This window comes from Synechococcus sp. R70.1 (assembly GCF_047461675.1).
GTDB lineage: Bacteria > Cyanobacteriota > Cyanobacteriia > Thermostichales > Thermostichaceae > Thermostichus.
In genome coordinates this window covers 48,538-59,120 of record NZ_JANSHR010000008.1, presented here as the reverse complement: position 1 = coordinate 59,120, position 10,583 = coordinate 48,538, and the positions used below count along the sequence as shown (strand labels likewise).

Annotated in this window: 8 protein-coding genes and 1 pseudogene; 6 read left to right on the top strand and 3 right to left on the bottom strand. The window is 58.9% G+C overall.

The window, feature by feature from the left end; genetic code table 11:
• Window positions 1-51: 51 nt before the first annotated feature.
• The 3 genes and pseudogenes from NW807_RS00950 to NW807_RS00940 form a co-directional block, all read left to right on the top strand.
• A pseudogene (locus NW807_RS00950) lies at window positions 52-410 on the top strand (ABC transporter ATP-binding protein); the annotation flags it as partial.
• Between the two features lie 45 nt (window positions 411-455).
• Window positions 456-1,094, top strand: a complete 639-nt coding sequence (locus NW807_RS00945) for an ABC transporter ATP-binding protein (protein ID WP_414425030.1) — start codon at window positions 456-458, stop codon at window positions 1,092-1,094.
• A gap of 57 nt (window positions 1,095-1,151) precedes the next feature.
• Window positions 1,152-2,420, top strand: a complete 1,269-nt coding sequence (locus tag NW807_RS00940; RefSeq protein WP_414395881.1) for a class I SAM-dependent methyltransferase — start codon at window positions 1,152-1,154, stop codon at window positions 2,418-2,420.
• Between the two features lie 2 nt (window positions 2,421-2,422).
• On the opposite strand, the gene NW807_RS00935 is transcribed toward NW807_RS00940, so the two are convergent.
• Both NW807_RS00935 and NW807_RS00930 read right to left on the bottom strand, forming a co-directional pair.
• Window positions 2,423-3,271: a hypothetical protein gene (locus tag NW807_RS00935; protein ID WP_414425027.1), complete on the bottom strand. Its 849-nt coding sequence runs from the start codon at window positions 3,269-3,271 to the stop codon at window positions 2,423-2,425.
• A 15-nt stretch (window positions 3,272-3,286) separates the two neighbouring features.
• A complete protein-coding gene (locus NW807_RS00930; protein WP_414425026.1) occupies window positions 3,287-3,892 on the bottom strand; it encodes a hypothetical protein in 606 nt (201 codons plus the stop codon).
• Between the two features lie 122 nt (window positions 3,893-4,014).
• Between NW807_RS00930 and NW807_RS00925 the strand changes: the two genes are divergently transcribed.
• The 3 genes from NW807_RS00925 to NW807_RS00915 are packed head-to-tail and all read left to right on the top strand — an operon-like array spanning window position 4,015 to window position 7,564.
• Window positions 4,015-5,529, top strand: a complete 1,515-nt coding sequence (locus NW807_RS00925) for an FkbM family methyltransferase (protein WP_414425025.1) — start codon at window positions 4,015-4,017, stop codon at window positions 5,527-5,529.
• Window positions 5,530-5,555: 26 nt separating this feature from the next.
• Entirely contained in the window at window positions 5,556-6,425 is an 870-nt protein-coding gene (locus tag NW807_RS00920; RefSeq protein WP_414425024.1) for an FkbM family methyltransferase, read from the top strand.
• Window positions 6,426-6,445: 20 nt separating this feature from the next.
• Complete coding sequence (locus NW807_RS00915; RefSeq protein ID WP_414425023.1) at window positions 6,446-7,564, top strand: glycosyltransferase; 1,119 nt, start codon at window positions 6,446-6,448, stop codon at window positions 7,562-7,564.
• Here the strand turns inward: NW807_RS00915 and NW807_RS00910 are convergent.
• Entirely contained in the window at window positions 7,551-10,370 is a 2,820-nt protein-coding gene (locus NW807_RS00910; protein WP_414425022.1) for a tetratricopeptide repeat protein, read from the bottom strand. The two genes, NW807_RS00915 and NW807_RS00910, sit on opposite strands and share 14 nt — an antisense overlap.
• Window positions 10,371-10,583: the final 213 nt, after the last annotated feature.

The window sequence follows — 10,583 nt, the reverse complement described above, 5'->3', positions numbered from 1 at the left end:
CCTCCCGGCACTGACCCTACGGGTACAGTGCGGGGCTCCTGCGATTTCTAGCTGAACATCACCGTCGAAGACGGGGAATTTCTCGTCTTTGTCGGCCCCTCCGGCTGCGGCAAAACCACCTCCCCGCGCATGCTGGCCGGCTTGGAAGAAGTGAGCGCCGGCTCCATCTACATTGGCGATCGACGGGTGAACGATGTCCCCCCAAGGATCGGGATATCGCCATGGTCTTCCAATCCTATGCCCTCTACCCCCACATGACCGTGGCCGAGAACATGGCCTTTGGCCTCAAGCTGCGCGGCCTGCCACGGGCGGAGATCGAAAGCCGGGTTAGGGGGGTGGCCAAGCGCCTTGGGATCGAGCACCTTCTCAACCGCAAGCCCAAGGAACTTTCGGGTGGGCAACGGCAGCGGGTTGCCGTCGGGCGGGCCATCGTGTGCAATCCGGCGGTGTTTTTGATGGATGAGCCCCTCTCCAACTTGGATGCCAAGCTGCGGGTACAGGCGCGGGCCGAGATCAGCAAGTTGCACATGCAACTGGGCACCACCTTTATCTACGTTACCCACGACCCGGTGGAGGCCATGACCATGGGCAACCGCATCGCCGTCATGAAGGATGGCCGCCTGCAGCAGGTGGATACCCCCCACACCCTCTACACCCGCCCGGCCAACCTGTTTGTGGCCGGGTTCATCGGCAGCCCCGCCATGAATTTCTTCCAGGCCAAGCTGCGGGAGCAGGAGGGCACCCTCTGGATCGATACCGGCGCCTTCCGCGTGGCCATCCCGCCCCACCAGGCAGAGCCCTATTGGCAATACGTCGGCAAGTCGGTCATCTTCGGCATCCGCCCAGAAAACATCCACGATCCCCACTACCAACCCCCAGGGATCCAACCTGCCCCGGTGCGGGCTAAGGTCTCGGTAACGGAGCTGGTGGGCCATGAAGTAATCCTCTATCTCAGCACCAGCGACCGAGAAGGGATCCTGGCCGAGCAGGAGTTTATTGCCCGCGTGGATCCCCGTACCCAGCTGCGCGTCAACCAGTGGGCGGAAGTGATCTTCGCTTCCACCTGTTCGATCCCGAAACCGAGCAGCGCCTAGGTTAAACCCTGGAATCGCTTTAGAATCCTAATCAGTCCTACAGAGGCAGGGATTCCTATGCCGGAGCAATCGACGTCCCGCTTGGTTCAGGCGCAGTTTGACGAATTTCCCTACCCGAATGTCCCGATTGAGCAGACGGTTACGGATACCTTTGCCCTGTTTGCCAACAGCTACACCACCGCCTACTACGTGCGAGATCGCAAGGTGGTCAAGCCCGAGGGCAAAGTGATGCTCAACGCCGGCTGCGGCTCCGGCTGGGAAACGCTGGTTCTAGCCACGGCCAATCCAGGTGCTACCTTTGTCGGGGTGGATATCTCGCCAAAGTCGCTGGAGATAGCCCGGCAGCGCCTTGAGTTTCACCAGATCCCGGATGTGCGCTTCGAGGTGATGGATATCACCGATATGAGGGCGCTGGGGCAACAGTTCGACTTCATCGCCTGCAACGACGTCCTCTACCTGCTAGAGGATCCGGTGGCCGGGCTAAAAGGCATGCGCCAGGTGCTAAAGCCAGAGGGGATTATCCGCACCAATGTCCACAGCCTCTATCAGCGGCAGTTTATTTTCAACATGCAAAATGCCATGGAGCTGCTGGGGGTGATGGACGAGCCCGCTGCCAAGGCTGTCCCCATCCTCAGGGAGCTGATGGATGCTCTCCACGAAGGCAGCTTCGTCAAAAGCCACTGGAAGGGGGACGCCATCAAAACCACCAACGGGATCCTGGCCAACTTCCTGCTGCGCAGCGACAAAGGCTTTACGGTGCCCCAGGTGTTTGAGATGCTGCGCCAGGCCGGGCTGGAGTTCATCAGCATGGTCAACTGGCAGCAGTGGAAGCTGGAGCGAGTCCTCACCAAGCCGGTTCCCTATACCCTACGCCACCTTAAAAAGCTCAGCCAAGAGGAGCTGCTGCACTTTATCGAGCTGATCTTTCCCAACCTAACCCGGCTGATTGATTTTTGGTGCGGCCACCCACGCCCCAGTCCAGCACCTCCCTTTACGCCAGAAGAATGGCGGGAGGGATCTGTGCAAGCCCACCCCCTGTTGCTGCGGCTCAATGCCAGAGTTGCCTTCGAGAATGCCATCCGCGACAATGGCCCGGTCAACATCAACGGCTGGCCGGGATCTGAAGGCAACATTGTCATCGATCCCTTCTCGGTGCGCTGGTTGATCGATGTTTTTGGAGAAGAGCCTGTTCCTGTACAGGCCCTGGCGGCCAAGGCCCTAGATCTCATGGACTGGACTCCCGAGGAGGCCTTTAACCAAGTGGTGGCCAACCTCAAGTTCCTGGAAGAGCGGCTGGTGGTGTTGTTGCACTCGCCTTTGCGCTAGGTTCAGGGAGAAGAGCTGGCGGCCTGCACCACCCGGATGCGCTCAGCCCGGATGGCCGCTGGGATCCGTCCTTTGGCGTCGGCATTGACAGCAAAGCGCACCTTGCCCTCCATCTCCACCTCATCCCCTGGGCGCAGCTCCAGCCAGCTGGCAGAGCGGCCAAGGCGAGTCACTTGCACCTCCTCAGCAGGAACCACCGAGACCCACGTGCCCGCGTAGCGCTCCAAGCTGGGGCTGACTTTTTCCAAGTTGACCCCAATCCAGCCCTCGTTGCGATTTATCAGCCGCACCGTTCCGGTCAGTTGGAAAAACTGCACTTCTTCCGCCAGCTTGATCGGCTCATAGAGAACTTTCGTATTTAGAGGCTGCAGACGGGCTAGCTCTACCCGCCACCCTTGGGCTTGGCGATAGAGGGTAACTTCCATCACCGAGCGCAGGCGCCCATCCGGCAGGGGCTCGTAAAAGCCCAACTGGGAGCGAAAAGGACGAAACCGGGGATCCTCCCGATCCGGCTCGGTGAGGAATTGCTGCAGCTCCTTGGCCGTGAACTGGAAGCGCAAAGTCGGCACCACTGCTTCTGGCTTTAGGATGGAGTCCACCCGAAAGATGGCGGTATTGCCCACCTCTTCGATAGAAGTGAGATTAAACTCCTCGGCGGATGGCCAGGATTGATCCAAAGCCCCTGGCGGGATCCCTCTCAACAGCCGCGGCGTCAGCAGGGATTCTGCTGTGGCAAAGTCCCGCTTGTTGGCCGCCTGCACAAACACCTGCAGCGTCTCTTTGGCGGTTTGGGGTTGCCCGCAGCCACTCAGCAAGAGCAGGGCCAGCAAGAACCAGGGTTTTTTCAGCACCTTTCCCTCGCCACTTCACTGCTGATTTTTGGCAGGTTGCCCAGCCTCTGTCGGAGAGGGAGAGGGCTTGGGATCCGCCGACTCTTCTGCCTTTTCCGGCTGGGATCCCTCTGCAGGGGGCTTGTCTGGCTGCCACACTTCAATTCGCCAGCCGCGGTCTTGCTGGTAGAGGGTGATCTTGACGCGGGAGATCACTGTGTCTCCTTCCAGGCGTAGGCCCACCAGTTGCGGGGCCAACTGCTGATATGTTGGATCGGCTAGATCCGGCTTGGTCAGGTACTTCCGCAACGTCAAGGGATCCAGCCCCAGGCGCTGGGCTGCGTCCTCCAGCGAGTCTGTGCCCTCCACCCACACGTAGGCCGTCTTCCCGCTCACCTCTTGGTTGCGCACCTGCACGTTTTTCCCCGCCATGCCCCAAGCTGAAGGCAGGGATCCCGGCCGGAGGGCATTGCTGAAGCGCTCCGTCAGGTAGCTGTCTGCCGTGCCCCAGTCCCCCTTCTCAGCGGCTGCAATAAAGGTTCTCACCACTTGGTCAGGAGTCTGCACAGGAGCTGCCTGGGTACAGGCGATCCCTCCTGCCAAGGCGGCAGCAGCAATCCAGCCTGGGAAACGACGCACCATGAACACTCCTCAACAACAAGCAGCACTGCTTCCCTAGATAGACTACCTCTCTTTTGCTGCTTCAGAGAAGGATGAGTTCCGGCAAAGTGATAGGATAGTCCAGCAGCTTAGTCAGCCAAGCCATGGGGATCCCCACCACTGCCGATGAATGTAACGAGCTGGGAATCTCTCACTGCTTGAAGGCCCAGCAAGCCAAAACCTCGCGGGAGCGACGTGCGGCTTGGGCCATGGCTCTGGCGGCCTGGCGGCAGGGTTTGGATCTCGATCCCAACCATCTCCCCTCCCAGTTCAATCGCCTCCATGCCCTTTTGGCCTTGGGAAGCCGCTACACGGCCCTCCAAGAGGGAAAAGAGCTGCTCTCTCGGCTGTTGACCCAGCGTTACCTAGAAGATCCCAGCTTGGGCCTAACTGGATCCCAGCCCAGGCTGGCTTGGGATCCCCCTCGTCTGGCTTCTGCTAGCAAAAAGGCCCGCCGCTCTTCTAAGGCCGCTTCTGCTTCCCGCCTTGGCCCCCGCGAGCGCTACCTCCACACTCTAGCCCGTTGGCTAGCCCACAACAGCGGAGTCGTTTACCGACCGGAGCCATTGCCCTACTGGCGGCTGGCTGCAGCCATTGACCCAGAGGATCTAGAGGCGCAAATGGTGGTTGCCATGAATGCAGCAGCGCAGGCGCAGCCGGAAGGGGCTTTCTTGCTGCAGAAAATAGCCGACCATTTCCCTGGGCAGAAGGACAGGGCCCTGCAAGTGCTGCAACTGGCTCTAGATCGCTACATTCCGCGGCAGGATCCCTCCAAGGCGGAGTCGGATTCAGCAGAGCAAGAGTTAGAAACGCCTCCTAACGGAGATCCAGCCTCGGAGGCGGTGGCCAGTATGGAAATTTGGACTCAGTATGAGGGGTACAAGCTGAGGCTGGAGCCAGACCTTAAGAGCATTGCAACCTTTGTCCTCCTGGCTCAAGATCGCTGGTTTGAAAGTGAAATCGAGCTGTGTCGGCAAATCCTCAAGCCGGGCATGAACGCCATTGACGTTGGGGCCAACGTTGGCGTTTATACTTTTCTATTCGCCCGCTGTGTGGGCAAAACTGGGAAAGTCTATGCCATTGAACCTACGCCGGGATGTGTGCAGTGCTTGCAGGCAACTGTTGCCCAGAACAAGCTCGATCAAACTGTGCAGGTTGTCGAAGCAGCCGTAGGCGAAGAGTCTCGCGAGGTTTATCTAGTTTGCGAAGGGGCCAGCGTTGTCAACCGCATCGTCACGGATCCCATGTCGGTTGTAGAAGAAACCAAGCCGGTGCAGCAAATTACCTTAGACGAGCTGTGGATCTCAGAGGGCAGCCCCGACATTGATTTGCTCAAAGTCGATGTGGAAGGGGCAGAAGTTCCCGTTTTGAAGGGGGGGAGAAAACTTATCGAGACCTGCAGCCCGGTAATCCTGTTTGAAAACCAACATATCGACCAGTTTTCAGGTTTGGAGCCGGCGAAGCTTCTTGCCGAATTGGGTTATCTCATTTATGTCTATAACCCAGTGATCCAAGATCTCAGCATTGTTCAGGCCTCTGTCCAACCGCCAACTGCGTTAAACTTGGTTGCTGTGCATCCCCGTCGCTTTTCTCTTGTCAGCAAAGCCGGTCTAATCTAGCCGTTTTCATTCTTTGGAGTAAAAAGATGCCTTTCCCGATTAGTGAGATCCTCGGCGATGACATGCCCCTGATTAGGATTGTGGACGTAGGGGCAATGTTCCTGGGCGGCGATAACTTCGACAAGCTGGTTCAGCAAGGGCATGCTCAAGTGATAGGATTTGAGCCCCAAAAAGAAGAATGCGAAAAGCTGAATGCTAGGGCTCTGGCTGAGGCTCCCCGCGCCGACCAGGTCAGACGGCAGTACTTTCCCTACTTCATTGGGGATGGATCCCGGCGCAAGTTCTATTTCACCAACGTCGGCTACACTTCCTCTCTTTACGAGCCCGATCAGGAGCTGGCCCAGCATTTTGAGTACTTGGCGGAAGTTTCTCAGGTAACTCGGGTCGAGGAAGTCCAGACTACCCGCCTGGATGACATTCCAGAACTGGGCGAAGTGGACTTTCTGAAGATGGATGTTCAGGGAGCTGAGCTGGATGTTATCCGCGGTGCCAGCAAAACCCTACAGCATGTAACTGTCATCCAAACCGAGGTGGAGTACATTCCCCTCTACAAGAATCAGCCCCTTTTTAGTGACGTGGATATTGCCCTTAGGGAGCAGGGTTTCTTGCTCCACGGCATGACGAGTAACTGTGGCGCTTGCCTTAAGCCCTTCTCGGCCAGGACCTATCGGCCCTACACGCAAGTCCTCTGGTGCGATTATGTCTACGTGAAAAACTTCATGCACTTAGATCACCTCTCTGCTCGTCAGCGGCTGGCCATGGCAGTAGTCTTGCACGAGGTTTACCTCTCCTATGACCTAGTGGCTTTCATTCTAGGCGTTCACGATCAAATAGCTAAGACGCGCTACAAAGACTTCTACCTGGCCAAGATGTTCGCCGCTCTCAACGTCTCTTAACCAGATTAAGAGGGGGAAGGATGATCGTTATCGATGGGGTGATATGGCAGTCGGGAGGGTTCTTCCGCTCGCCAGCTTTAGATCAGTCCTATCTCTGGCTAAGCCTCATTGAAGAGTGGGTGAAGGCCAAGAAGGCAACGAAGTTTGTGGTGCTCACCCGCGGGCAAACTTGGCTGCCGCCGGGAACTTTTTTTTCGGAGATCCCTCGCTTTAGTTTCGAGGAAGCCGCAGAAGATCGCACTGGCTTGCAGAGTGTCTGCGACCAACTCGAGGCACGCCTGTTTCTTTCCACTGGCTACACCACTCCCCTTTCCACCCCTTCCATTGCCTTTGTTTACGATCTGGAGGCAGAAGCCGGCAGCCAGTTTTCTTCAGAGTATCTGGAGAAAAAAAATGCCATCCTAGCTGCTTCCCACTACATTGTCTTTTCCGATGAGGTTCTAGCTGGCCTTAGAACCTACTACCCCGGCATTCCTCCAGATCAGATTTCGCTGGTCTACCCTGCTATTGAGGGCTGGGCCAAGCCGGCTGCTCCCGATGCCATGGCCGAGTTTCGCCGCAAGTTTCAGTTGACTCGCCCCTTCTTCTTGGCCGTTTTGCCCGAGCATTTGGCCGATTACCGTGGCATTCAAGCCGTTAGCCAGGCGTGGGAGATCCTGCAAGGCCAAAAGCTCTCCCGCACCGAGCTAGTCTTCGCCTTTCCTACTCCTCTTCAGGTGGATCCTATTAGGGCGCAACTGCCGCAGCGGGAAGGCATTCGTTACCTCAGCCTCAGCAATCCTGAGCTGGCCTGCGCCTACTCTTCCGCCCTGGCTTTGATTTTCCACGCCACCTTCCGCCCCAGCAGTCCTTTGGAAGCCATGGCTTGTGGCTGCCCAGTGGTGCATTACCGGGAGGGGCAAGGGAGTGTTGCCCAGAAAGAGGAGGCAGCGACCTTGCTCTGCCAAGGATCCCTTCAGGAGTTGGCCAACGCTTTAGAGCGCATCCAGAGCTATCCCGTGCGCTCTCCCCTCATTGCCAAAGGGCTAGAGCAAGCCAAGGAGCTGAGCTGGTCAACCGTTGCCGCCAAAATCTGGGAGATCTTCGACCGGGTTGCTCCCCCTCGCAAAGAATCCGCAGAAAAAGCTACTGCCCGCTAGCGACCAGGTTTTTCCACATCTGCCGGTAGGCCTGCTCCAGGGCGCGGGCGTGGCCTTGGGGATCCCGCAGGGGCGATTTCTCCATCATGTCTCGCAGGTTGTGGCGCAGATGCCGCAGCCGCTCCAGGTCATTGGCCAGGTTGACGGCGATCTCCACATACTCTTCCGGGGTTTGGGCCACTAGCTCCGGCAGCCCCACATTGGTGAGGATGGAGACCCCCACGCGGCAGACGTGGGCATTCCCCGCCAGGACAACCACCGGCGCACCGCCCCAGAGAGTTTCACAGGTGGTGGTGGTGCCGTTGTAGGGGAACGGATCCAGGCCAATGTCGATCTCGCTGTAGATCTGGAGGTGCTCTGGAATGCTCTGGCGATCCCCCACCAGGTGCACTCGCTGCCGATCCACCCCGTGCTCCTCAAAGTGCCCCCAGAAGATCTCGCGCACGCTGCTGTCGGTGTAGCGCATGTTCTTGAGCAAGATACGGGCGTTAGGGAGCCGCTTGAGGATCTCTGCCCACACGGCCACCACGTTAGGGGTAATTTTGGTGGGGTTGTTGCAGCAGCCAAAGGTAATGTAGCCCGCCGAGAGGGCCGGCAGCTCGGAAACCGGCGGGAAAATATCCACAGGGTTGTAGCAAAGAAAGCTCTTGGGCAGCCGCATCAGCTTTTCCGTGTGGTATTTCTCCGTCATGCCCGGCGGATCGGCATAGGCGTCGGTGATGCGGTAGTCCACCAAGGTTAAACCAGTGGTGTTGGGGTAGCCTAGATAGGTGACCTGGATGGGGGCAGGTTTGAGCGCCAGCACCCCCAGGCGGTTGTAGGCGGTGTGGCCAGCCAGATCCACCAAAATGTCGATCTTGTCCTCGTGGATGAGCTCGGCCACTTCCACGTCGGAGCGGATCTTGTAGATATCCCGCCAGCCATCGGCCTTCTCTTTCATCCGCTCGGTCACCATGTCTGAGTGCGGTGTGTTGGAATAGCAGTAGATCTGGAAGCGCTCGTGGTCGTGGTGGTTATAGACATGTTCAAAGAACATGCTTACTGAGTGCAGCTTGAAGTCGCCGGAGATGTAGCCAATGCGCAGAGGCCGCTTTAGGTCGCGATCCCGGTGGTAGGGCCGCCGCAGATGGGCCACTGCAGCCTGAGTGGCATCCCCCCACTTTTTGTGCTCTCGCAGCGTCTCTTCAGGGTCGAAATCGGGAGCGTAGTGCAGGCCCATGAGGATGTTGCCGTGGAAGGCGATCACCCCCGGCGCCAGCTTGGCCGACTTGCGGTAGGCTTGGATGGCCTCTTTGTGGCGGCACTGCTGTAGGTAAACCCCTGCCAGCACGGCGTAGGTGGAAGGGTCGTCCGGCTTGAGCGCCAGGGCTTGCTCGAGGGCTTCCAGGGCTTCGCTGAGGCGGTTTAACTCCTTGTAGGCGGATCCCAGCGCCCGGTGCCCTTCCACAAAGTCCGGCTTGAGGCGAACCGCCTCCTGCAGCACTGGCAGAGCCTCTTCGTTGCGGTGTTGGCTCTGCAGCAGCAGCCCCAGGTTACAGTAGGCTTCCGCCAGTTGCGGGTCGTGCACCAGCGCCTGGCGATACTGGATCTCCTCTTTTTCCGGCTCGTTGAGGTGGCGGTAGGCCAGGCCCAGGTTGTTGTAGGCCAGGGCAAAGTCAGGCTTGTGCTCCAGGGCCGCTTCCAGCAAGGGGATGGCCTCCTTAAACCGCAGTTGATCCAATAGCAGGCAGCCGGCCTCGAAGTAGGCTTCGGCAAAGTCGGGCCGCACGCCCAGAGCGCGGCTGAGGTGGGCCATGCTATCGGCCATGCCGCAAGGGAACACCTTGCGCAGCTTGCGATCCGACAGAAAGCTCGCCAAGCCCCGGTAAGCTTCGGCATATTCAGGCTGCAGGCCAAGGGCCACGTGGTAGTAGTCCAAAGCGCGTTCCGGCTGCTTCAGCTTGCGATAGGCTGTGGCCAGGTTGAAGTAAACCCGCGGGCGATCCGGCTGCAGAGCCAGGGCTGCCCGATAGGCCTCGATGGCCGCCTCCGGCTGATCCTGCTCCAATAGAGCAGTGCCCAGGTTGATGTGCGCTTCCACCCGCTGTGGATCCAGCTCCAGCGCCCGCCGGAAGGCGGCAATCGCTTCCTCCCACTTCCCCTGCTCTGCTAGAGTCAGGCCCAGGCCGTTGTGTAGCTCTGGCCGCTGTGGGTCTTGCTCTAGGAGCTGGCGATAGAGCTCAACAGAACGCTCCAACTGCCCCGCCTCGCGGCAGAGCTCGGCCAGTTCTTGCGCCCGCTCTGGGGTAAACTCTAGCGCCAGCGCCTGCTCTAGATGGTCGATGGCCGTTGCCAGCCGCCCTTTTTGCCGCTCAATGTGGGCCAAATCTGTCAAAATCTGAGGATCTTGGGGCTGCAGGGCCAGGGCCCGCCGGTAATACTCCTCGGCTTGGTCATACTGGCCCAGTTGAAAGTGGCAGAGGCCCAGGTTGAAGAGGGCCTGCAGGTAATCGGGCTGCAGCGCCACCGCTTGGCTGTAGCATTCGATGGCTGCTTCCAGCTTGCCCAGCGCCTGGTACACCGCCCCCAAGTTGCTCTGAAAAGCGGCCTGATCCGGCCGAAGCTGCGCAGCTTTGGCTAGATGAGCTGCAGCCTCCTCTAGGCGGCCCGTCTGGTAGCAGAGGATGCCCAGAAAATAGAGGGCATCGGGCTGTTCGGGCTGGAGAGCCAGCACCTGACGGTAGGCCCCTTCCGCCTGCTGCAGATCCCCGGCTTCGTGCTGGCGGATGGCCGCTTCCAAGATGGCCACAAAGGTGTCGAGTGTCACTTGGCCTGGATCCCTAGACTCCATAGCTCCTGATTCTATACCTACCTGGATCCCATGAGAAAAAAACGAGCCTGATTGCTCAGGCCCGCAGTGCTTCAAGCAGCTAGGCAGCCACTAGCGCGGGATGGTGAAGCGGATATCCAGCCGTGGCCCGCGAGCGGTGGTGATGGGGGCAGCACCCGTGCCTGTAGCCGGCTCTTTGTCGAACTCGGC